Source organism: Conexibacter sp. DBS9H8, from assembly GCF_023330685.1.
Classification (GTDB): domain Bacteria; phylum Actinomycetota; class Thermoleophilia; order Solirubrobacterales; family Solirubrobacteraceae; genus Palsa-465.
In genome coordinates, this window is the sequence record NZ_CP097128.1 from 3,356,210 (window position 1) to 3,377,971 (window position 21,762).

Below are 21,762 nucleotides of genomic sequence, written 5' to 3' on the forward strand. Positions count from 1 at the left end.
GAGCGCGCTGGGTGTACTGGTTGACAGGGCGGGTTATGATCGTTGTGCGCACAGGGCGCTGCCGGTCCGCGGAAAGGGCTAAGCCCACCTGCACGGATGGTTGGGTTGTGCTTGTGGTCGGTGTCTCCTTTCGGCCTGTGATTGCGGACTCCGGGCCTGGTGAAAGGAGGCCTTTGTGCCACCACGCGGTCTTCCCGGCAATGCCAACCTCGAGCAGCTCCGGAACGGAGCGAAGTCGTTTCAGCGCGCCGTCCGTGCCGGTGACCTTGGCGCCGCCGAGGTTGTCAGCGAGTTCCATCCGCGCTTTGGTTCGGCGCAGCCAGGCTCTCCGGAGCTGAGCGCGTTCACGCGTGCGGACGCGCTGCTGGTCGTCGCCCGCCAGTTCGGGTTTGAGAGCTGGCCGAAGCTGAAGGCACACCTGGAGCAAATCGCTGACCTGGCCCGCTCGCCGCACCACGAGCCGGTCGGCGGCCCGCTGCCCGATCGGGCAGCGATCGCCAGCGAGTTCCTTCGGCTCGCATGTCTGAACTACGGCGACGATGATCCCGATCGGCTGCGGCGTGCCGCGGGCATGCTGGATGAGCATGAGTGGTTGGCGACCGCGGACGTGTACACGATTGCGGCGACCGGCGAGGTCGACGCCGCGCGCCAGCTGCTGGCCGATGATCCCGCTGCTGCGGCGCGGGTCGGCGGCCCGTTCGCCTGGGAGCCGCTGCTGTATCTCACCTATGCACGACTGCCCCTGGGCCCGGGCCGGTCGCCTCTGGCGGTCGCGCGGCTGTTGTTGGAGCATGGCGCTGATCCGAACGCCGGTTACCTGTGGGAGGGGCTGATCCCGCCGTTCACCGCGTTGACGGGCGCGCTCGGCGGTGGTGGCTCGATCCCGAAGCATCCGCAGGAGCTTGCGCTCGCGCGGCTGCTGCTCGAGGCTGGTGCTGACGCGAACGATGGGCAGGCGCTCTACAACCAGGGCTGGGGCGAGAGCGCCGGTGAGGAGTGGTTGGAGCTGCTGTTCGAGTTCGGGCTCGGCGCCGGTGACGGCGGGCCGTGGCGCCGCCGGTTCGGGGAGCGGCAGGACTCGCCCCGGAAGATGCTCGAGGATCTGCTGATCGCCGCGGCAAAGCACGGTTTCACCGACCGGGTCCGCCGGCTGCTCGACCGCGGTGTCGATCCTCGGGGCGAGCTCATCCAGCACCCGATCTATCGCGGGCGCTCACCGGTTCAGGAGGCGGCGTTGAACGGCCACATGGACATCGTGGCGATGCTGGTCGACGCGGGCGCGGTCTGGGAGCATGACGGGGTCGACGAGCTGGTCGCGACCGCTATGTCCGGCGACCGCGGCGGCGTGGAGCGGTTGCTCGTGGCCGATCCCGGGCTGCGTGAGCGCGCGATCGAACGCAGCCCCGATCAGCTGGTTCGCGCCGCTGAGCAGGACAGCTATGAAGCGGTCGCGCTGCTGATCGAGTTGGGGTTCGATGTCAACGCACGGTCGCGGACCGCGCCGCTGCACGAAGCCGCGATGCGCGGCAACCTGGCGGTGATCCGGCTGCTGCTCGAGCACGGCGCCGACCCCAGTCTCCACGACACGGGGTATGACGCGACCCCGGCCGGGTGGGCCGAGCATCACGAGCAGCCCGAGGCGCTCGCGCTGCTGCGCGCGCTGGAGCGAACCGAGCAGGAGGCTGACGCTGTCACGGCTTCCGGCAGCGAGGTTGATACGGCTGATGACCGGCCGGAGCGGCCGGTGGTGCCGGGCACGGCGATGCGGACGGTCGCTGCTGCGTTCACCGCCGTTTCAGAGCAGCGATTCGAGGACCTTGCCGAGATGGTCTCCCCGGAGATCGATTGGCGCGGGATCCCCGAGCCGGACGGCGGGGTGCCGCGCTGCGTGGGGCGCGCGGAGGCGATCGAGCGGATGCGGGTCGGGCTGCTCGCCGGTGGGCGGGTCTCGGTCAGCGCGTTCGTCGAGGACGGGGATCGAGTGCTCGCGCACGTCCACCACATCGACGAGGACGAGCACGAGGACACCAATGAGGACGCGCCGCCGCGGGCCGAGCGGTTCGTGCTCGCCGAGGTTCACGACGGCCACATCACCCAAATGCAAGGCTTCGCGACCGAGCCCGAGGCGCTCGACGCGCTCCACTGCAGCACACTGCCGGACCCGTTGCTGGGAGAGCAGCGCGAGCCGGGGAGCCCGTCATGAGCGGCGAGGGCTATGCGAAATTCACGCACGCATATCCGCCGGGGCCGACATGGTGTCCGACGCGATCGCGCCCCTCCCTCACTCAACTTGAGTGGCGGCGCTCACGTGTGCTTCGGCGCGGCGAGAGCTCTGGCTCGCCGGCATACCAGGGAACAGGGCTGCGCGACCTGGTTCGCGCGGGCCAGCGGGGCGCTCACGGCTCCGGAGCATGCCGCAGCGCCGGATCCCGGCCGCTCGGGCACGGAACCCGCGGATACGAGGGGACTTCACGATCGCGCCAGGATGCGCGTGCGACGATGAAAGCGAAACTCGCGATCGATCCGATGTGACTGCCGTTGGTCCCCACAAGCGGCCAACGTCGGGTTGGGCGACGGAGACGCTCGCTCCGCGATCGGGAGCACAGGCGAGCGGGCGGCAGGTCGGCTATCTCGGATCGATCCTTCCTGCCGGCAGCAGCCGCGATGCGTATCGCAGCGAGGCGCCTCGTGCCCGACTCAAGCGGCCACGAAACGCGGCCGTCGCCGTTCGTCATCGAGACGCACGGAAATGGCAAACGTCGTGTGTCTCGGTCGTCTGCTGGTTGCGTCTTGCAGTTCTGTTGGCGCAGGCAATCCAACCGCCCGGTTCCAGGGCGTGCGCACGTGAGGCTTTCTGGGCCGGTGAGCTTCCGGGACGGTCGTTCGCAAACACGAGCAGCCGGCGACTGATCTTCGCCGTCGCCGTGGTCAGCGGGCTGGCGGCAGCGATGGCCACGAGTGTGTTGCCGACGCGCGGCGCGGTCGGGGCGATGGCCAGACCGGCGGTCAGCATGGGTGCGAGCAGCCGGTAGCTGCCGAACTCATCGGCGTTCGGCGCAGCGTCGCGCAGGAAGTAGGAGCCGGCGACGACGGCGATCGGCAGCGTGGCGCGGAGGAGCAGCAGCGTTGCGACCGGACGGTTGAGCCAGCCGAGGCGCCGCGCGCTCGAGGCCGCGGCCAGCATGACCATGAGGTCGGCGGTGCGGTCGAGATCGCGGCCCAGGCGGGTTGGGCCGAGCTGTCGGGCGAGCGGCCCGTCGAGCGTGTCGGTGAGCGCCGCACCCAGGATCAGCACCGTGAAACTGTTTGGCTCGTCGGCGCCCTCGAGAAATGGGACGCCCCACAGCCGAGTCAGTGTGACGGCGTCGGCCGGCGAAAGCCGGTCACGGCATTCACCGGCCGGGCCTTGGACCATGCCGAGGTGCCAATCGAGCATCGCCGCGAGTGCCACCCACCAGCCAGCGGATCCGAGCGCGTGCCGCCGCAGGCGCGGGTTGACCGCGCAGAGCGCAACGCTCGTGGCGCCACCAACCAAGGACCAACGTCGAGCCTGACGCGCGAGCGCGGGGCGTGCGGCCCTCGTCCGTGCGGCACGGTGAAACGAGTTGGCGATGAAGCGAGCCCAGGCGTGTGGCGCGAAGCGCCGGTTGCGCAGCTGCCTGAGCTCGGCGGCCGCCCATTCCTCACCTTCGGTGTGTCGGTTCACAGTCGCAGGAGCCGCTGGGCGATGAGGGCGGCGCGGGCGGCTCGGCGGACCGCGGGCGTTGCGTAGCGGGCGGCGAGGTCGGAGTCGGCGGCGCGGACTGGTCCCTCGGTGAGGGTCGGGTAGGCGTGGACCGTGCGTGACAGGTCCGCGAGTCGGCCGCGGTTGGCGATCAGCGCGGTGAGCTCGCCGATCGCCTCCCCGGCTGCGGGGGCGGCGAGGGTCGCGCCGACCAGGCGCCCGCGGGGGTCGGCGATCAGCTTCGCGAAGCCGTAGGGCTGGCCGCTGGCGATCGCTCGATCGAGCTCGGCGTACTCGTGGCTCGCTACACGGACGCGCTGCCCCCAGCGTGCTTGCGCCTCGGCTTCGGTCAGCCCTACCCTGGCGACTTCGGGGTCCGTGAACGTCACCCACGGGATCGTCGGCGACACTTTGGCGCGCGCGTGAAACAGAGCGTTGGGGACGGCGACGCGAGCGTGGTGGGCGGCGACGTGGGTGAACGGGAGCAGCCCGGTGACGTCGCCGACAGCGTAGATCCCGCGTGCGGCTGTGCGCAGCCGCCTGTCGACGACGATCGCGCCGCGCCTGTCGACGGTCGCGCCCGCCGCGTCGAGGCCGAGCCCTTCGGTGCGTGGCGCGCGGCCGGTGGCGACCAGGATCGCGTCGGCGGCGAGCCGCCCGCCCGTGCTGAGTACGAGCGTGCTGGCTGCGGCAGCCGGCTCTACCGCGTCGACGCGTGTCCCGACCCGCACCCGTACTCCCTCGCTCGCCAGTCGGGCGGCGAGCAGCTCTCCGGCGGCCTGTTCCTCATGCGGCAGCAGCCGCTCTGCCATTTCAACGATCGTCACCTCGGAGCCGAGCCGCGCGAACGCCTGGCCGAGCTCGCAGCCGATCGGTCCGCCGCCGAGCACTGCCAGCCGGGCCGGCAGCGCCTCGAGTTCCCAGAGCGTGTCGGTGGTCAGCACCGCAGCGTCGGTGAGGCCACGGACGGGCGGCAGCACCGGCGCGGAGCCGGTCGCGATGATCGCGGCGCGGAAGCCGAGAGCCCGCTCGCCGACCAGCAGCCGACCCGGCCGGGCGAACCTCGCGTCGCCCGCGATCACCTCGACGCCTTCGCGCTCCAGACGCTCGGCCGAGTCGTGCGGCTCGATCGTTGCGATCACACGTTTCACGTGGCCCATCACGGTCGTGAAGTCGAGCGCGGGCTCTGCGGGCGGGAGCCCGACGTCATCGGCATGGCGGGTTCGGTGCGCGAGGTCGGCGGCGGCGAGCAGGCTCTTGGACGGCATGCACCCGGTCCACAGGCAGTCGCCGCCGAGCCTGCCGCGTTCGATCAGCGCCACCCGCGCGCCAACGCGGGCGGCGATCAGCGCGGACACGAGCCCGCCGGCGCCGCCTCCGACCACCACGAGGTCGTAGCGGCGCGTCATTGCCCGGGCCCGATCGGCAGAAGCTCTCGCAACATGAGGTTCTCCTCCGGGTCGAGCACCGAATGCTGGACGCAGGCGGGCACGAGCCGGCCGGTGTCGGGGTGCGCCATCGCGTAGGAGCATGACCGCAGGCGCTCCTGCGCGGCTTGGAGCTCGGGGGCGTCGGCCACCTCACCGCGCTCCATGGCTTCCCAAGCTGGTCGTACGACCGCCGCATCCATGAACGCGTGCACGACGAACGTCATCCCTCGCGGGCGGCCGCACAGCAGGCGCCGCAGTCCAAGCCGTCGGGCGAGCCGCCAGCCCCAGCCGACCGCCGTTGGAGCCACGGCGGGCCTGTCGGCGACAATGCGCAGGATCATCAGCGCGAGCACAAGTGCCGGCTTGGCTATGTCAGTGCCACCAGCCGCGTCGAGGAACAGGTCACGTACCCGCAGGTCTCGTGGATCTTGGTCGTCGAGCAATGGTGCCCACCGGCCCGCGGCAATGATCCCGTAGGCGCTGCGATTGCAGCGCGGGTCGCCCATCTGTAGGTGCGAGTACGGCAGCCGGCAGCCGACACCACGCTCGATCTCCGTCCATACCCGGTCGATCGTGATCGGCTCGTAGCGTTCGCGCCAGCGCTTTGGATTGCCGACGTAGGCCGCGGGCTGGAAGGATGCCATCCCGTACCCCATCTCCATCGCGGTCCGCGCCACGTCCGCGACCTGGCCGAGGTTGCGTGGAGTGACGGTCATGTTGTGCGCGAGGTCGAAGCGCACGCCGTGCTCGCGGCGCAGCCGCTCAAAGCTCGCCACGAACGCGCGGCGGGCCTGGTTCAGGTCAGCCTCACAGCGCGGTCGTGCGACACCGCGGCGGCCGAGCATCAGCGAGTCGAAGTGTCCAGCGAACCGCAGCAGAGCGAACCGTCGGCGGCCGTCGGGGCCGATCGCGAGCCGCTGCAGGTAGTCGTAGTCGAAGTCGCCGTGGGTCATGCTCATCGGCTTGCGACCGTGGCGCTCCATCGCCTCCAGCGCCCTGGCGTGACCGTCGGGGCCGAGCAGCGTCACCTCGCCGCCGATCAGCTGGGCGTGCTGACCGGTCCCGCGCTGCTGCCGCAGCAGCGCCATCTGCGCGTCGACCGCCGCGACGGTGTGGTCGGCGTCGGTGCGGATCGAGTTCGCCTCTCGGGCGTGGTAGCACGGCGTGCAGGTCAGGTTGCACCGCGGGAACACGCCGTGCGTGCCCTCGCATCCGGTGCTGTGCCGGCCGAGCAACTGCGCTGCGGTGCGCGCCGTGACGGGGAGCTCGCTCCAGCGTGCTTCGAGCGCCGCCGCCGTGTCCGGGTGGACAGGCCGCGAAGCGCTCCACAGCGCGCGCAGCCGCTGGCCGATCATGCGCCGGGTACCGACCGCACGTCCACCCCGCCCCAGAACGCGACGTGGTTCTTGATCCTCGCGGCGGTCGGGCTTGGATGCGGGTAGTACCAGGCGGCCGCCGCGTTGCGGTCTGCACCGACGACAACGTCGTAGTAGCTCGCCCGCCCCTTCCAGGGACAGACGGTGTGCTTGCCGTTCTGCTCGAAGAAGTCGCGGTTGATCGCCTCGGGCGGGAAGTAGTGGTTGCCCTCGACCACGACGGTGCTGTCGCTGCGAGCGATCACGACGCCGTTCCAGACGGCTTCGACTGGCCCGGTCTGTGCGGTTGGGCCGGCAAACGCTCGCCGCAGTCGTTGACTGATCATGCTCATCATCTCGTCTCCGTTCGCTGCCGTTTTGAGAGTTCAGACGCTCGGTGCTGCCCTAAGGATTCACCGGCGCCCAAAGGTCTTGGTGACGGCACGGAAGGCGGCTGTGGACGGGTCCCGGCTGTGCCGCGGGTGGGCGGCACAGCCGGGTAGCCCGCGCATTGGTTGGTGCGTCGGCGGCTACGCGATTGCGAGGGCCGGGCGGTCGTGACCGGCGAGCGCTCCCTCGCGCGAGGCGACCATCGTGATTCCGAGGCCGGCGACCACCCCGAACAGAAGGTGGCTGACCAGGAACCAGCCCTCGGGAACGAGTCGCATCATCGGGTCGATCGCCGGCAGGATCACCCAGCGGTTGACGACATACACGGCCACTGCGCCGAGCGTGGTCGCGGCGAGGATGCCCGCCGGTGTGCGCAGGACCGCTAGGTCCAGCTGTCCGATTCCGACCCCGATGATCATCATCGCGAACCCCATCCCCAACGCCGCAGCCAGCGCGAAGTGCGTGATCGCGCCGATCGCCACGTGCGCGACAGTGACCGGCATTGCATGCATCACGGCGCTGCGCGCCGCCGGTGTCATGCCGGATAGGAGGTTAGCCATCATCGTGTTGCTCGCATGCCCGGTCATCAGCGCGTTCATCACGCTGAGCTTGGCGGTCGGAATGTGCATCGACATCAGCGTCGCGGACAGCATCTTCATCGTCGCCGGGGAGATGTGGCCGCTGGCGAACGCCGGTCCGACCTTCGCCATCGCTGACGCCGGGAGATGGATTCCCATCATCCCCATCAGCGTCGGGAGCATCGGGACCGGCGGCGTGATCGTCTTGACAAAGGCCGGGATTCCAAGGTTCAGCGGGCTCGCGTAGCCGCTCCCCTGGGCACCCATCACGACGATCATCAGGCCGATCATCGCCAAGCCTCCGACAATCCCGGCGGCCATCCCACCGATCCCGACCCGCCTCGCCATCGCAGCCATCCCACCGGGAGTCATACTCCGGTCTGCGTTCTGTGCCATCTGAAGTCCTCTCGTTGCGAGTTGATGTTTCGATGGCGTTGGAGGCGCGGGCGGTGTCAAAGGATTCAGCCGGCATGCACCCCGGCGCCGAGCGCCACGCGATGGTCGCGCAACGTCTGAATCCTTTGCTCCCGAGCTGGCGTCCAACCGTCGATGACTCGGATCGCCGTACTCGGTGGACCCTACGCCAACCCCTACGCTCTCCAGGCGACGCTGGCCGACGCCCAGCGGCGCAGCTGCGAGCGGATCTTCTGCCTCGGAGACCTCGGCGGCTTCGGGGCCGAGTGCGACGCCGTCTGGCCGCTCTTGCTCGACAACGACATCGAATGCATCGCCGGCAACTACGACGTTGCGATCGGCCGCGGCGACCCGGACTGCGGCTGCGGCTACGCCGACGAGCGCGACAACCACTACGCGCAGCTGCTCTACGACTACACGCTCGAGCACACGAGCGCCGAGTTCGCCGCATGGATGCGGACGCTCGAAACCGACCACCGCGAAACGATCGGCGGCGTCGACGTGCACATGGTCCACGGCTCCCCGCTTCAGATCAACGACTTCATGTGGGAATCGCTGCACGACGACGAGCTGCGGGAGCGCCTCGCCGCCAGCGGCGCCGACGTACTGCTGTGCACACACACAGGGATCCCGTGGCAGCGCCGGATCGACGGCACCTTGGTCGTCAACGTCGGTGTCGTCGGCCGTCCCGCCAACGACGGCCGTACCGATGCCTGGTACGCGGTGCTCGACCTCGACGCCGGCAGTGCCGCCGCTGAACTGATCGGGGTCGAGTACGACTGGCGCGCTCAGGCCGCATCGATGCGCGCCGCCGGATTGCCGGAGCCGTTCGTGGAGACGATCGAGACCGGCTGGTGGACAACCTGCCTGGAGATCGTGCCGCCGTTTGAACGCGCGCGGGGACGGTTTCATCTGTACCGGGCGGCGATCGCAGCACTGATCCCCGCAGGCGAGCTCGGCTGGGCCGACGGCCCCGAGCTGGCGCCCGGCGAGCGGCCGGTCGTCGAGCTGTTCGGGACCGCTGCGTTCCCGGCCCGCCTGTGGCTCTACACGAACTTTCACTGCAACCTCGCCTGCGACTACTGCGTCGTAGCGTCCTCGCCGCGCGCGCGGCGGCGATCGCTCGGGCCCGGGCGGGTCCGCGAGCTGGTCGACGAGGCGACCGCCGAGGGCTTCTCCGAGATCTACCTGACCGGCGGTGAGCCGTTCCTGGAGCCCGACATCGTGGCGATGCTCGAGTACTGCTCCGAGCGGCTGCCGACGGTCGTGCTGACCAATGCGACCGTGTTCACCGGCCGGCGCCGGCATGAGCTCGCCCGACTCGCCGGTCACGACCAGCTCGTGATCCAGACCTCGCTCGACGGCGCCACCGCAGGCACCCATGACGCCTGGCGCGGCAGCGGCTCGTTCACCAGGGCGCTATCCGGCATCGCGTATGCCAACCGGCTCGGGCTGCCGGTGCGGGTCGCGATGACCGAAACCCCGGACAACCGTCACGAGATCCCGGAGCTACGCCGGATGCTCGAACACTACGGTGTCACCGGCGACGCGTTCGCAGTCAGACCGCTGGTCCGCCGCGGGTTCGCGGCCGAGCTCGAGGACGCGAGCGAGTTCGATGACTCAGTCGTCGCGCCGGAGCTGACGGTGACCGCCGACGGGATCCACTGGCACCCGCTCGGCGGCGATCTCGACTCCAGCCCCGACATGCTGGTCGCACCCGGGCAGGTCTCGCTTGCTGACGCGAAGCGCCTGGTCACCGAACGGTTCCTGAGGCTTCGCCAAGCCGACGGGAGCCTGCCTGCGGCCTTCCGGTGCGCGGTATGAGATCCGCGCTCCTGATCATGGCCAAGGCCCCGATCGCTGGTGCGGTGAAGACGCGGCTCGCACCGCTGCTGGGCGACGCTCGCTGCGCCGAGCTCCAGGGCCGGCTGATCCGCCACACGGTCGACTGGGCTGTGAAGGCCGCGGACGTCACGTCGCTCGCCTACGCGCCTGCTGATGCGGGCGAGGCGCTCGCCGCGCTTGTGCCGCCGGCGGTGGCGTTGTTTCCTCAGCGTGGCGTCGACCTGGGCGCACGGCTGCGCGCGGCCTGCGCGGATGTGGCCGGGCGCGATGTCGGTCCGGTGGCGGTGGTCGGCACCGACGCGCCTCTGCTCGGACCGAGCCACGTCCGGGCCGCCTTTGCCGAGCTCGAGAATGGTGCCGACGCATGCCTTATCCCAGCGCACGACGGCGGCTACGTGCTGATCGCGCTGGCGATCCCGCACCCGGCCGCGTTCGACATCCCGGTCGACGCGTGGGGCGGGTCAGACGTGTTCGCGCTGACGCTCGCAGCGCTCACCCGCGCCGGGTTACGGGCAGCGGTGCTGCCGGCGTTGCCGGACCTGGACACACCGGCCGACGCGCTGGCGCTGCGACAGCATCCGGGCTGTCCGCCCGCTCTGCAGGCAGTGCTGGCATGACGGTCTCGGTGGTCGTAGCGACCCTCGACGAGGCGGCGCAACTACCGGCGCTGCTTGATCACCTCGACGGTTTCCATGACGTGGTGATCGTCGATGGCGGCTCCGCCGACGGCACCTGCCAGCTGGCGAGCGCCCACCCACAGGCTCCGCGGCTGCTCTGCGTGGCACGCGGCCGCGCCAGGCAGCTCAACGCCGGCGCCCGCGCGGCCCGCGGGGACGTCCTGATCTTCCTGCACGCCGACACCCGGCTGCCCAGCGGGGCAGCCGGGTCGATCGAGCGCGCCCTGCGGGACCCCCGGGTCGTCGGCGGCAACTTCGCACTGCGCTTCGACGGTGGCGACGCCTTCAGCGCACTGCTCGGCCGCTGGTACGCGCTGCAGCGCCGCACCGGGGTCTACTACGGCGACTCGGGGGTGTGGTGCCGGCGTGAGGTGTTCGAGGCGCTCGGCGGCTTCCGGGAGCTGCCGATCATGGACGACTACGACTTCGTCCGTCGGCTCGAACGCGCCGGACAGACCGTCTGCCTGCCCGGGCCCGCGGTGACCTCGGCCCGCCGCTGGCGCCACCACGGCCTCGTGCGCACGATCGCCGCCTGGGTGGCGATCCGCTGGCTGTACCTCGCCGGCGTACCGGCGAGATGGCTTGCCCGTCTTTATCCCGTCATCCGCTAGGAGGAAGTGACCTTGTCTGACCGCCTCGACCGCGCCGCGTGGCGCCCCGCTCACCGTCGGATCGCTGGAGCGCTCGGCATCGGCTGGGGACTGGACGCCTTCGAGGTACAGATCATCGGCAGTGTGATCCCGGCGATCGCCGCGACGTTCGCGTTGACCAAAGGCCAGCAGATCGCCGTGTTCGTGGTCTGGTTCGTCGGCCTGGGGATAGGTGCCGCGCTGTTCGGCTACCTCGCAGACCGGATCGGCCGCCGCCGGCTGTTCGTCGCCACGCTGTTGCTCTACTCGGTCTCAGCGCTGGCGACCGCGGCGTCGCCAAGCTACGGCCTCTTCATGGTCTTCCGGTTCCTGACCGCCCTTGGGGTCGGCGGCGAATACTCCGCGGTCGCCTCGGCGATCTCGGAGTTCATGCCTGCCCGCGGTCGCGGGCGGACCAACGCGCTGGTCATGAACTTCTGGTCACTCGGCGGGATCGCGGCCGGGCTCGTCGGGATCCTGTTCGTCTCGACGCTGCTGGGAACCAGCGGCTGGCGGGTCGCGCTGCTGTTCGGAGCACTCAGCGCCGCCTACGGCCTGTACGTGCGTCGGCTCGTGCCCGAATCGCCGCGGTGGCTCGCCTCCCAGGGCAGACTCGAGGAGGCCAACGCCGTGATCGAACAGGTCACCGGCATCGCACGCGACCGGGCGGAATACCTGCCGGCCGAGCTCAACACGTCGATGCGATCACAACTTGCTGAGCTGTGGGGCGAGCATCGCAGCCGTCTCCTGTTCGGCATGATCCTCGACTTCTCGGAGGCATCCGCCTACTACGGGCTGTTCACGTTCGTCTCCGTGTTCGTGCTCACCAAGGGCGTGGTCGACGTTCCTGCGGGCACCGTCCCGTACTACTACGTCGTAGCCAACGTTGGCGCGCTGGCGGGCGGGCTGCTGGTCAGCTGGGCGCTTGACCGGGTCGGGCGACGCCCGACGGTGCTCTTCGGGTATACGGCGGCGTCTGCCTCGTCGATCCTGGTCGCCGCCGCCGCCGTCAGCGGCTCCCCGGGGCTGACACTGGCCGCGTTCACCGTCGCCGTATTCTTCGCCACGACAGCCTGGGTGTCCGCGTACCCGACGTTCACCGAGCTGTTCCCGACGCACCTGCGGGCGACCGGCGTCGGCGCGAGCGTCGCGGTCGGCCGGATCGGCGCGATCCTTGGCGCGGTCGTGCTCGCCCAGGTCGCCTCGAGCTTCGGGCTGTTCAGCGCGTTCGCGACGCTCGCCGGGCTGTGGGCGATCGGTGCGGTTGCCGCAGGCGTCTGGTGGCTGCGCGGGTTCGAGGCCCGCGGCATGAGCCTCGAAGCGATCACCAGTCACCTGGCGCAATCGTGAGCCGCACCCGGGAGTGGCGCGGAGCTGGCGGTCCCGAGGTCTGGGACCGACGTGCCGCCTCCTACCACCGGCAGTTGCGGCTCGAACGTCACGCCGTCCGCGCCGCACTCGAGCTGCTTGCGCCACAACCGAACGAACGCCTGTTGGACGCCGGCGCCGGCACCGGCGAGGCGCTGCGCCAGCTCGCCCGCGCGCGGGATCGGCCGCGTGCGGTGACAGCCGTCGACTTCTCGCCGCGAATGCTCGCCCGGCTCCCTGGTCTGCCAATCGGCTGGACGTCTGAGCTCGCGGATCTCCGAGAGATCCCGCGCCCCGACGCGAGCTTCGACGCCGCAATCGCCTCCTACGTTCTACACCTGCTGCCATCGCGTGACCTGCCAGTCGCTCTCAGCGAGCTGCGGCGGGTCCTGCGGCCGGGCGGCAGGCTTGTCACCGTGACGCCTGCCGTACCTCCCAGCGGCCTCGCGCGCAGGGTCGCTGCCGTGCTAGAGCGGGCTGCGTGGGCGAGCCCGGTGCACCTCGGCGGGCTGCATGCGCTCGATCCACATGCCGCGCTGGCGGCGGCCGGGTTCAGCGCGAGGACCGTGCGGTGGAATGTGTCCGGCTACCCAAGCTTGTGCGTTCTCAGCACCCGGTGAGGCGTCCTTCATCGGCGGCCACTCAGCAGGCCAGCGTTTGAGACGAGGAACGGTACAACGAAGTTGAGGCCCGAACGGATCCAGGTCGCGACTGTGATGTGCCCTGACGTGAACGCGCCGCTCTGGTTGATCACGGTCAGCACGACACCGACCACCAACGCAATCCGCACCGTCCGCCGCAGATTGCCCGATCGCGCGCAGAACACGATGGCGTCCCACACAGCTACCCCGCGGCCGCCGAGACGATGGTCGGCGTTAGGCCGCAGCGTCATCGGGACCGGTCGCCAGCGCGTCGATCACCCACTGCTCGGCGGGGGTGCCGCTGAGTCCGTCGGGTGTCCGGTAGAGCCGGCACTTCATCCCGAAATCATCACGCTGGTCGGCGCCCGGCTCAACGTCGACGCCGTCCACCCGCACGGTCGGCGACCCAAGGAACCGCGCGGCGGTCGCGTCCGCGTCAGATTCGATCCTGTGCAGCTGCACCGCGTCAGCGACCCCGGCGCTAGTGAGAAGCTCCCTCAGCCGGGGCAGGAACGCCTGGTAGCTCGGGCAGCCTTCGAAGTAGAGAAGCTCGATCTTCATGCCTCATTGGACCACGAAACCGCGGCGAAGGATTCGGCGCAAGAATGACGCCCGTGGATGAGCCACAGCTTGTCGCGCAGGCACGGCAGGGCGACCAGCGCGCCTTCGCTCGGCTGACCGAGCCCTGCCTTGCACGCCTGCGCGGCGTCCTGTGGCGGATCACCCGTGACGCCGACAAGACCGACGACGCGCTCCAGGAGGCGATGACCCGCGGCTGGCTGAACCTCGCGAGGTTCGAGGGGCGCTCGCGGTTCTGCACCTGGCTGACCCGGATCGGGATCAACGAGGCATACAACGCGGTGCGACCGTCGCGACCCCAGACACTCGAGCTCGACGACCAGATCGGCGAGCGGATCCCAGCGTGGGGAAACCGCCCTGATCAGGTGTTCGAGTCCCGCGAGTTTCTCGCCGCCGTCGACGCGGCGCTGGCAGCGCTCCCGGTCGACTACCGCACCGCGGTCGTGCTGCGGGATGTCGAAGGCCTCTCAACCGCCGAGGCAGCCGAGACCCTTGGGATAGGAGAGCGCGCGCTCAAGAGCCGCGTTCACCGCGGGCGACAGGCGCTACGGGCCGCGCTCGACGACTGGTTCGCCAGCGGCTACGTCAGCTGACCGGCGGCATGTCCGTTGGCTCGACATCCCGCAACGCCTGCAGGCCGCCGACGGTCCTACGAAGGTTCCTAAGCATCCTGCCGCAGTTCGGGCACCAAGACGTGTGGCGCTCCAGGCGCCTAACGGCCTCCGGGGCAAGATCGCCGTCGAGATAGTCGGACATCTGTGCCCGGGTCTCCCGGCAGCGGGCGCGGTGGCGCGCCATGGGGTTGATCGTCATGACTGTTCGACGCTCGATTGCGAGGAAAGGATCCAAAGATTCTCGCGCGTGGGCACCCCGATCCGCTCAGCGCCCGACTGCAACCAGCGCCCGCGTCGCATGCAGTGAGATTTCCCGCTCGGCCTCATAGGCCTCGAGAAACTTGAGCCACAGCTCACTACGGGTCGGGAACGGGGCGATCGCATGCGCCAGCATCGACAGCGGCACCGCAGCGACGATCGCGATCGTAGCGGCCTGAAGGAAATCGGCTACCTCGGCACCGACGAAGGTCGCGCCCACAAGCACCTCGCGGTCGCGATCGACGACGAACCGGGTCGTCCCGGCCGCATCGCGGCCATAGAAACTGGCGCCGGCGGTCCCACCGGTCGGTAGGTCGAACGCCTGCGCAGCGATGCCCGCCTGCTCCGCGGCCTCGAGCGTGAGTCCCACCGCCGCGATCTGCGGATCGGTGAACACGACCCGCGGCGCACCCGGCCCATCAGTCCTCGCCGCTGCGGGCATGCCCAGGATGTGGTCGGCGGCGATCCGCGCCTGGTACTTGCCCGAGTGCGTCAACAGCGAGCGGCCGTTGACATCACCAACCGCGTACAGGCCCGGCACGCCAATCACGCAAAGGTGATCATCAACATCGACGTACCCACGCGGAGCGAGGCCAACCGTTTCAAGCCCAAGATCCTCAGTCAGCGGCCGGCGGCCGATCGCGACCACAAGCTGGTCACCACTCACGGCCCCGCCATTCTCGAGCGCAACAGTTACCTCCTCGCCGCTACGGCTCGCAGCACTCACTCGTACGCCCGTCAGGACCCGAACCCCCAGGCTCTCCAGGGAGTCGCGCAACAGCTCGCCGGCGAACGGCTCCTCGCGCCCCACCAACCGATCAAGCGCCTCGATCACCGTGACCTGCGACCCGAGCGACGCCCACGCCTGCGCCATCTCGACACCGACCACACCGCCACCGAGCACGATCAACCGCCCCGGGACCTCCTTGGCGGTCGTGATCTCACGGTTCGACCACGCGTCCACGTCTGCCAGCCCGGGGATCGGCGGGATCAGAGCGGCGGTGCCGACCGCAATGACCACCGCGTCACGCGCGATCAACACGTCCTCGCCGACACGGACGCGGCGCTCGCCGTCGAGCCGGGCGTTGCCTCGCACCAGCTCGATGCCGCGAGCCGTGAGCCACGGCACCTGCTCGGAGTCGCTTAGATTGTTGACGATCTGATCACGTCGGGCGAGAACAGCCCCTGCGTCAAGCGATCCCGTAACCGCCTCAGCCGCACCCGGAACGCGAGCGACCTCGCGCAGCAACTCGCCCGGTCGCAACAGCGCCTTCGACGGCATGCACGCGTAGAACGAGCACTCGCCGCCGACCAGCTCCCGCTCCACAATCGCAACCCGCTTACCTCCGCGCTCCGCCAAGCGGCCAGCGAGCACCTCCCCCGCCGGCCCGGCGCCGATCACCACCACATCGAATTCACGTTCCATCCCGCCGTCCTCTATCGAAGTTGCTACGCGCCACCCGACAAGTCGGCGCTGTACCCCTATGACAGGCCACAGGCGCCCGAGGATTCACGCCGCGCGCGCCGACCCTGCAGCCGTAGCTACATTCGCGACGCGACGCGCAATCCTGTCGCGATCGTTGAACGTCCCTCGTTTGCGCGCGGAAGTCGGGCACGCATGGGGCCGGTACCTGCAACATCCCAGCAGGTCACGAGCGAGCCGCAGCAGAAGATCCGCGCCACGCCAGCCGCGCTGGCGCTCTGGAACAAACCGCCGGCGACGAGTCTCGCCGCCGCACGAAAGCAAGAGCCTCACGACCGCCGGCCAGTTCCCTCCTCCTCAGCAGCGCAACCGGCGCCGTCATCGGGCAGGTCGTCGTCGCGACCGTCGACTTGGAGTCGCGCGTTTTCACGAAACCAGGGCGTGCGTCACAGGCAGTTGCCGGACAGACCCGGAGACCCGCAAATTCTGGGAGCAGGTCTGAGGCTGCGGTTCCGGTCGCACCTGCTCAGCGCGGCCAGCAGGGCCGAGACGCTAGGCGCGACGTGCCGCTGCGCTGCCTAGGTAAATGGCCGTAGCGTCCCCGTTGGTGGCGCTTACGCATCCGCCCAAGTCCGAGCGTCCGAGCGTGGCATCCCGCGCAATCGCAGTCGTGTTCTCGGCGCGCGACGGCTCGCTATCGGGTTGCCAAGAACGCTATCGCGAGCGCCATCGCAGCGGCAGGGCCGCCGTTTTCGGCCACGGGCGGGCAGGCGATTCGGATCGCAGGTTAGGTGCGCGAGACGAGCAGCTCCGCGGGCGGGGCGCTATGGCAGTCCAGCACGGTGGTGGGTGCGACAGTCCGCGCGAGTGTGAGCGCGTCGTGGATGCTCTGCTGCGACCATCCCGGCTGGTCGAGCTTGTCCAGGAGCTCGTCCACGGCCAGCGGCCACGCCCACTGCCAGATGCGCTGCGTCGGATAGTCGAGGGCGTCGGCGAGTTCCGTTGTCCGGTGACGGAGCGCGTCGGGATTGCCGTCATGCTCGGAGAGGATCCAACAGGCGGCGTCGTAGCCCGGGTCACCGACCGCCGCCGGGCTGTCGATCGCGATCAGGTCGTCATCTGAGCGCAGGATGTTGCGCGCCTCGAAGTCGCCGTGCACGAGCACTGGTCGAGGCCACGACCCGCACAGCCGCTCGACGCTGGCCGCGGCGTCCGCGACCAGGCGGTCCGGCAGCGGGCTCGGGAGGGGACGGTTAGCAGTGAGACGTGACTGCCAGTGCGCCGCCAGGCGGTCGATGAGTTGCGGCGCGTGCGCGGGCGGTCGCTCGACGTGCAGGTGAAGGCGGCTCAGCAGCCCGGCGACCCCGCGAGCGCTGAGCTCGCCCTGCGTGGGGGCGCGTCCTGGCACGTGGCGCAGGAGCAGTGCCGGCGCCGTGAGGTCGTGGCAGAGCAGGGTCGGTACGGCGCGACCGTCGCGCGCGAGCAGCCCGGCGATCTCAGCGCGACCCTCGGCGGCCTGTGGGACGACCTTGAACACAACCGGCTGACCGTGGCGTACCCCGGATGCGACATAGGCGCTCCATCCGTCGTCGAGCGTCGCTTGCAGCTCAACGTCCCAATCGCGACACAGTCGGGCGACCAGGTCCGGCAGGCCGTCAATCCACGGACCGATCCCTTCACCGATGAGGCCAAGGAACTGGGTTCGCAGCCGGTCAGGTAGCGGCGGGAGCACGCTTCTGACGATACGCGCCACCCCGCCAGGGCCGTCAGCGCCGTTCCCAATCGCGACACCAGACCCCGACTCGGCTGGTGTCTGTCAGCTCTGGTAGCTGCCGGTGGCTCTGACGGCGTTGGTGCCGTGTCGTGTTCGCCAGTACGCCTCGAAAGCGGCTGCGATGACGAGTATCGCGATGAACACGGCCCCTTCGTTTCGGTGGATGAGGCTGTGGCCGACGGCGAGCTCTGCGGTCTCGAAGAGACCGAGCGCGGCCCACCCGGTGCCGCTGATGATGCAGTGCGCCTCTCGGCAGCGCCAGAAGTTCAGCAGGCAATAGCCGCTCGCGACGAGGGTGGTCGCGGCGCCGAGGACGAGGCCGGGTGTGGTCGGCAGCTGGCCGGCGGCGCTAATGCCGACGGCGATCACGATGAAGAACGCGCAGCGCCAAGCGCCGGTCGGCAGCACCCGGTCAATCAAGCGCTTCACGCCGGTGTCCGCGCTCAGGCGCGGCGGTGAACAGAAGACTCCTCGCGACCGTCCGCTGGCGCGGCCCGCAGGCTGTGTGGCTGGCCTGGTCATCGTGCTTGCTCAGGGATCGAGGCGGCTGCGAGCGCGGCGACGATCTGCTCCTCGGTGGGTAGGTCCAGACGGCAGGACGGTCCTGCTGCAGGGGTTCGGCCGGTGACGTCGATGCCGCCGACCAGAAGCGTCGGCGAGGGGTATGGCCCTTCGACCTCTTCGATCGTCACTCGGACATCCGTGTTAGAGAGACTGTGTCTGAGTGTGGCTCTGACCCGTTCCACGAGCGGGCAGTCCGGCACGTGAAGCAGCCGGATTTGAACGGGAGGCGCGGTCTGGCCCGGATCGTCGCTCTCGAGGAGCGCTGGGGGCGCGCCGCTCATCTTGCCCTCGCCGGTTGTGGCAGCCAGCCCAGCTGCTCGATGTCGCGGCGGGATTGCTCGAACGCATCAGCGACCGCGAGAACACGTCCGTCCGGGTGCTCGCTGACCCAGTCACTAGCGGCCCCGTCAGAGGCGAAGAAATGCCCGTGATCGCAGACGTTGCGCCTGAGGTCCGTGATCAGGGAGGGGTTGAACAGTTGCGAGACGACAGCCGCCGGCGGGTCGATGGACGCCACTGCGCTCGGGGTCAGCTCGATCCGAATCGGGATCGAGGTCGTCGGGCAGTTCGACTCCGCGACCGCTGGCTCTCCCAGAATATGTGTGAACAGCAGCGTGTCGGTAGCGCAAAACGTGTACAGGACACGGCCCGCGACGCTGTACCGATGGGCGGTCGGCCGCAGCGTCAGGCCGAACCCCACGAGCCGCCCGTGCTCGTCCCAATCGGTCCCCGGCTGATCCCGCAGCATCCGCTCGACGTCGCCGACCGGCAGTGACGCGGTGTCGGCAAGCTCCTGGATCGAGACAGGCGCGCCCTTGGCGATCGCACGAACCAGGTGGGGAACAACGTCAAACCCGGGCAGCTCGGATCCGAAGCTGGCGACCTCGTCGTGGTGCGTCTCAACAGTCATCGTTAGTACCTCCAGGCTGGTCTTCGGTTTCGATTGCGTGCAGCAGCGGGCATTCGCGGCGGTCGCGGGGCAGGGCGCAGGTGTCGATCAATCGCAGCAGCGAGTCGCGCATAGTGGTGATGCTCGCGAGCTTCTGATCAAGCTCGGCGACCTTGGCGCCCGCAAGCTCGCGCGCGGCCTCGCAGCTCGCCGGCCCTCCCGCTGAGAGCTCCAGCAACGTGTCGATCTCCTCGAGGCTGAACCCGAGCTTCTGCGCACGGCGTACAAACCGCACGATCTGAACGGCGTCAGGGCCGTAGGCACGGTAGCCCGAGTCGAGTCGCTCGGGCTCCGGCAGCAGACCCCGGCGCTCGTAATAGCGGAGAGTTTGGACGTTGACGCCGGCCCGTTCGGCGAGCTCGGAGCTGCGCATCAACGCAGCCTAACCCTGTACCTGGGTACCGAGTCAAGGGCTATCGGCCGCGCCGGCCGAACGCGGTCGGGTCGAGGCCTTCGACGCCATCGTCGCGCTGAACGGCGGCTCGCTGTCAGCGGCCGGTGGACGGAGCTCCAGGAAGCGCTTGACCGCGACGGCAGCCCAGATCGCCTCGATGATCCCGAACGGCCAAGTCCCTGCGAGAAATCCGTAGCTGCTCGACAGCACGCAGCCACCCGCGAACGCCAGCACGAACCGCCGTCCGCGGCGCTCGAGCGCGTACATCGCCATCATGAACGTCACCGCACACGCACCGAACAGCGTCAGCATCGTGCTCTCAGGCTACGCGACCCCTGCCGGGACGCGATATCGCAAGCGTGCGCGTCTGGCCGGTCGCTCCCCGACCGTTCCGGGCCGCCTCAACTCCGCAGCAGCACGCCGAGCAGCGCGGCGCGAAACCGTCGCTCGGCGCGCAGCCGCGCGCGACCCGCTGGCGTCACCTCGTACCCGCGCCCTGAACGGTCACGCGCGCTACGAACCAGGCCGGCGTGCTCACAACGGCGCAGAGCCTCGTGCAGCAACGCGTCACCCGCCGGCTCCGGCCTCAGAGCGACGACCTGCCGCGCCGTCTGCCGGGAGCGAAGCGCGCCACGATGGACCGCCTCGATCACCGAGAACTGCACCCATCCGAGCGGCTCGCTCTCCATCCACCGAGTCTACGACCTCGCCAACGCAGAGATCCGTCCCTGCCTGGCGCCTCGAAGCACACTGTGCATCCGCCGAGGTGCGCGGTCGATCGTCGGAAATGGAATCCGCCTGGCACATCTCCCGGAAGCGCCTGGAATCCTGCGCACGAGTGTTCAGGAGCCGCCAGATGGTTGGACTTGCCCGAGCGCCGCGCGGACAGGCCTCCAGGAGAAGCCGCCATCCGTGACGGTGATCGACTCCTCCCCTTCGAGCACCACCGCGCCAGCCCGTCGCAGCAAAGCCAGATTCGTCGGGTGAGCCGGGTGGGCTGCAAGCGCCGCCTTGCAATACGTCGCCACCACGATCGGCACCCCGAGCCCCAGCATCTCGTTGAGCAGCCCCAAGGCGAGGGAATCGTTGATCCCAGCCGCCCACTTGTTCAGCGTGTTGAACGTCGCCGGCGCGACAAGCAGCGCATCGGCTGTCGGCAGTTCGTCGGCCTCATCGGGCCTCCGAGGCCGAACTCGCACCTGGTCGCGCGGTCGCGCCGTGGGCCGCCAGCCAGCCGACCAGCTGCCCGGCGATCAGGGCTGGGCCGATGGCGGTAGTGTCGGTGAGCATGCGCGCTGCGTCTGAGAGCGGCGCGAGGGAGCGCACGAGCGCGCTCGCGATGATCTCGACGCGCATCAGAGCGTTCGGCGAGTGCGGCCGCCAGCCATGTGGTGTCCGCGTTCGCGGAGGCCTGTGGGAGCGGCGGCTGTGCGTACCTGTGAGGTCGGATCGTGAACAGCGAGGTCTCTACGAACCGGCGCAGCAGTCGTCATTGCAGCCGTCAGCCCGAGCGTCCAGCCCCGGGACCGCGTGGCAGTCGCACTCCTCGCCGCGCCACAACTCCAGGCCCTCTCTAGCCGCGACGGCGGCGATCGCTAGGGCCGCGAGCGGGTCAATCCAGGCGACACCGGCACCGGCGGCGATCACGGCGACCAACGCGGCAAGCGCCTGCGCGGCGCACAGCAGGTTCTGGATCCCTTCTCCTGCGGTCGCGCCCGAGTCAAGCCGCCGCCCGAGTCGCAGCTTTGCGGACCCCAGCAACGGCATCAGCAGGATGCTTGAGGCGGTCAGCGCGATCGCGAACGGCGCGGCGTTGGCGCGGGTGCCGTTGATCAGCCGGTCGACCGCCTCGTAGAGGAAGTACGGAGTGAGCAGGAAGAAGCTCGCGGCGACCAACCGTTGCGCGCGGCTCTCGGCGTGCTCTGAGAGCTTGCGGCGGCCGGTGAAGCGCCAGATCACGATCGCTGAGGCGAGCCCTTCGACCGCCGATGACGCTGCCCAGGTCAGCACGCTGATCGAGTTGGCGTCGATTCCTGCGAGCAGGCCGAGCGCGCCCTCGAGCGTCATCCAGAAGAGGCTCGCCCATGCCAGCAGCTTCGCCTGCCGCGCGGAGCGCACCCATCCGTGATCGCGTCCCGGCCCGGGTTCTACGGGTA

The 21,762-nt window shown here is 69.7% G+C and carries 26 protein-coding genes; 7 read left to right on the forward strand and 19 right to left on the reverse strand.

The features are described 5' to 3' along the window. Window positions 1-175: 175 nt before the first annotated feature. Window positions 176-2,203: an ankyrin repeat domain-containing protein gene (locus tag M3M55_RS16110; protein WP_249010524.1), complete on the forward strand. Its 2,028-nt coding sequence runs from the start codon at window positions 176-178 to the stop codon at window positions 2,201-2,203. A gap of 528 nt (window positions 2,204-2,731) precedes the next feature. On the opposite strand, the gene M3M55_RS16115 is transcribed toward M3M55_RS16110, so the two are convergent. From M3M55_RS16115 to M3M55_RS16135, 5 genes are all read right to left on the reverse strand, one after another. Continuing rightward, the gene (locus tag M3M55_RS16115) at window positions 2,732-3,706 is read right to left on the reverse strand and encodes a CDP-alcohol phosphatidyltransferase family protein (protein ID WP_249010525.1); all 975 of its coding nucleotides are present in this window, start codon (window positions 3,704-3,706) and stop codon (window positions 2,732-2,734) included. Beyond that, window positions 3,703-5,133 (reverse strand): NAD(P)/FAD-dependent oxidoreductase, encoded by a 1,431-nt coding sequence (locus tag M3M55_RS16120; protein ID WP_249010526.1) that lies wholly within the window; start codon window positions 5,131-5,133, stop codon window positions 3,703-3,705. Before M3M55_RS16120 ends, M3M55_RS16115 begins: the two co-directional genes overlap by 4 nt. Continuing rightward, the gene (locus M3M55_RS16125; protein WP_249010527.1) at window positions 5,130-6,509 is read right to left on the reverse strand and encodes a hypothetical protein; all 1,380 of its coding nucleotides are present in this window, start codon (window positions 6,507-6,509) and stop codon (window positions 5,130-5,132) included. Before M3M55_RS16125 ends, M3M55_RS16120 begins: the two co-directional genes overlap by 4 nt. Continuing rightward, entirely contained in the window at window positions 6,506-6,856 is a 351-nt protein-coding gene (locus M3M55_RS16130) for a DUF427 domain-containing protein (RefSeq protein ID WP_249010528.1), read from the reverse strand. Before M3M55_RS16130 ends, M3M55_RS16125 begins: the two co-directional genes overlap by 4 nt. 183 nt (window positions 6,857-7,039) lie before the next feature. Then, the gene (locus M3M55_RS16135) at window positions 7,040-7,825 is read right to left on the reverse strand and encodes a hypothetical protein (RefSeq protein ID WP_249010529.1); all 786 of its coding nucleotides are present in this window, start codon (window positions 7,823-7,825) and stop codon (window positions 7,040-7,042) included. 201 nt (window positions 7,826-8,026) lie between these two features. Between M3M55_RS16135 and M3M55_RS16140 the strand changes: the two genes are divergently transcribed. From M3M55_RS16140 to M3M55_RS16160, 5 genes are read left to right on the forward strand one after another with little or no spacing between them, the layout of a single operon-like run. Then, the gene (locus M3M55_RS16140; protein WP_249010530.1) at window positions 8,027-9,715 is read left to right on the forward strand and encodes a radical SAM protein; all 1,689 of its coding nucleotides are present in this window, start codon (window positions 8,027-8,029) and stop codon (window positions 9,713-9,715) included. Then, a complete protein-coding gene (locus M3M55_RS16145) occupies window positions 9,712-10,353 on the forward strand; it encodes a TIGR04282 family arsenosugar biosynthesis glycosyltransferase (RefSeq protein ID WP_249010531.1) in 642 nt (213 codons plus the stop codon). Before M3M55_RS16140 ends, M3M55_RS16145 begins: the two co-directional genes overlap by 4 nt. Further along, complete coding sequence (locus tag M3M55_RS16150; RefSeq protein ID WP_249010532.1) at window positions 10,350-11,024, forward strand: TIGR04283 family arsenosugar biosynthesis glycosyltransferase; 675 nt, start codon at window positions 10,350-10,352, stop codon at window positions 11,022-11,024. The genes M3M55_RS16145 and M3M55_RS16150 overlap by 4 nt, the downstream gene beginning before the upstream one ends. A gap of 12 nt (window positions 11,025-11,036) precedes the next feature. Beyond that, window positions 11,037-12,392, forward strand: a complete 1,356-nt coding sequence (locus tag M3M55_RS16155; protein WP_249010533.1) for an MFS transporter — start codon at window positions 11,037-11,039, stop codon at window positions 12,390-12,392. Beyond that, window positions 12,389-13,030, forward strand: a complete 642-nt coding sequence (locus M3M55_RS16160) for a class I SAM-dependent methyltransferase (RefSeq protein ID WP_249010534.1) — start codon at window positions 12,389-12,391, stop codon at window positions 13,028-13,030. Before M3M55_RS16155 ends, M3M55_RS16160 begins: the two co-directional genes overlap by 4 nt. Before the next feature lie 8 nt (window positions 13,031-13,038). Here the strand turns inward: M3M55_RS16160 and nrtS are convergent, their stop codons facing one another. Both nrtS and M3M55_RS16170 read right to left on the reverse strand, forming a co-directional pair. After that, window positions 13,039-13,302, reverse strand: a complete 264-nt coding sequence (gene nrtS / locus M3M55_RS16165; protein WP_249010535.1) for a nitrate/nitrite transporter NrtS — start codon at window positions 13,300-13,302, stop codon at window positions 13,039-13,041. Next, window positions 13,286-13,612 carry a hypothetical protein gene (locus M3M55_RS16170; RefSeq protein ID WP_249010536.1) on the reverse strand — a complete coding sequence of 109 codons (327 nt, stop codon included), beginning with the start codon at window positions 13,610-13,612 and terminating at the stop codon, window positions 13,286-13,288. Before M3M55_RS16170 ends, nrtS begins: the two co-directional genes overlap by 17 nt. A 53-nt stretch (window positions 13,613-13,665) precedes the next feature. On the opposite strand from M3M55_RS16170, the gene M3M55_RS16175 reads away from it, so the two are divergent. Continuing rightward, entirely contained in the window at window positions 13,666-14,223 is a 558-nt protein-coding gene (locus M3M55_RS16175; protein WP_249010537.1) for an RNA polymerase sigma factor, read from the forward strand. On the opposite strand, the gene M3M55_RS17690 is transcribed toward M3M55_RS16175, so the two are convergent. The 12 genes from M3M55_RS17690 to M3M55_RS16230 all read right to left on the reverse strand — a co-directional run bounded on the left by M3M55_RS17690 (window position 14,216) and on the right by M3M55_RS16230 (window position 21,673). Next, on the reverse strand, window positions 14,216-14,443 hold the full coding sequence (locus M3M55_RS17690; RefSeq protein ID WP_371878711.1) for an anti-sigma factor: 228 nt from the start codon (window positions 14,441-14,443) through the stop codon (window positions 14,216-14,218). The two genes, M3M55_RS16175 and M3M55_RS17690, sit on opposite strands and share 8 nt — an antisense overlap. 66 nt (window positions 14,444-14,509) lie before the next feature. Continuing rightward, a complete protein-coding gene (locus tag M3M55_RS16180; protein ID WP_249010538.1) occupies window positions 14,510-15,928 on the reverse strand; it encodes an NAD(P)/FAD-dependent oxidoreductase in 1,419 nt (472 codons plus the stop codon). 784 nt (window positions 15,929-16,712) lie between these two features. After that, complete coding sequence (locus M3M55_RS16185) at window positions 16,713-17,657, reverse strand: aminoglycoside phosphotransferase family protein (protein ID WP_249010539.1); 945 nt, start codon at window positions 17,655-17,657, stop codon at window positions 16,713-16,715. A gap of 84 nt (window positions 17,658-17,741) precedes the next feature. Beyond that, entirely contained in the window at window positions 17,742-18,128 is a 387-nt protein-coding gene (locus M3M55_RS16190) for a hypothetical protein (RefSeq protein ID WP_249010540.1), read from the reverse strand. An 89-nt stretch (window positions 18,129-18,217) separates the two neighbouring features. Continuing rightward, entirely contained in the window at window positions 18,218-18,391 is a 174-nt protein-coding gene (locus tag M3M55_RS16195; protein ID WP_249010541.1) for a hypothetical protein, read from the reverse strand. 149 nt (window positions 18,392-18,540) lie between these two features. Then, complete coding sequence (gene merB, locus M3M55_RS16200) at window positions 18,541-19,173, reverse strand: organomercurial lyase MerB (RefSeq protein ID WP_249010542.1); 633 nt, start codon at window positions 19,171-19,173, stop codon at window positions 18,541-18,543. After that, window positions 19,163-19,585 carry a MerR family transcriptional regulator gene (locus tag M3M55_RS16205; RefSeq protein WP_249010543.1) on the reverse strand — a complete coding sequence of 141 codons (423 nt, stop codon included), beginning with the start codon at window positions 19,583-19,585 and terminating at the stop codon, window positions 19,163-19,165. Before M3M55_RS16205 ends, merB begins: the two co-directional genes overlap by 11 nt. Before the next feature lie 33 nt (window positions 19,586-19,618). Beyond that, on the reverse strand, window positions 19,619-19,918 hold the full coding sequence (locus M3M55_RS16210; protein ID WP_249010544.1) for a hypothetical protein: 300 nt from the start codon (window positions 19,916-19,918) through the stop codon (window positions 19,619-19,621). An 89-nt stretch (window positions 19,919-20,007) separates the two neighbouring features. Further along, complete coding sequence (locus M3M55_RS16215) at window positions 20,008-20,295, reverse strand: hypothetical protein (RefSeq protein ID WP_249010545.1); 288 nt, start codon at window positions 20,293-20,295, stop codon at window positions 20,008-20,010. Window positions 20,296-20,448: 153 nt separating this feature from the next. Then, window positions 20,449-20,805 carry a flavoprotein gene (locus tag M3M55_RS16220; RefSeq protein ID WP_249010546.1) on the reverse strand — a complete coding sequence of 119 codons (357 nt, stop codon included), beginning with the start codon at window positions 20,803-20,805 and terminating at the stop codon, window positions 20,449-20,451. Further along, window positions 20,777-20,962 carry a hypothetical protein gene (locus M3M55_RS16225; protein ID WP_249010547.1) on the reverse strand — a complete coding sequence of 62 codons (186 nt, stop codon included), beginning with the start codon at window positions 20,960-20,962 and terminating at the stop codon, window positions 20,777-20,779. The genes M3M55_RS16220 and M3M55_RS16225 overlap by 29 nt, the downstream gene beginning before the upstream one ends. A 111-nt stretch (window positions 20,963-21,073) precedes the next feature. Further along, a complete protein-coding gene (locus M3M55_RS16230; RefSeq protein WP_249010548.1) occupies window positions 21,074-21,673 on the reverse strand; it encodes a cation transporter in 600 nt (199 codons plus the stop codon). Between the last annotated feature and the right edge of the window lie 89 nt (window positions 21,674-21,762).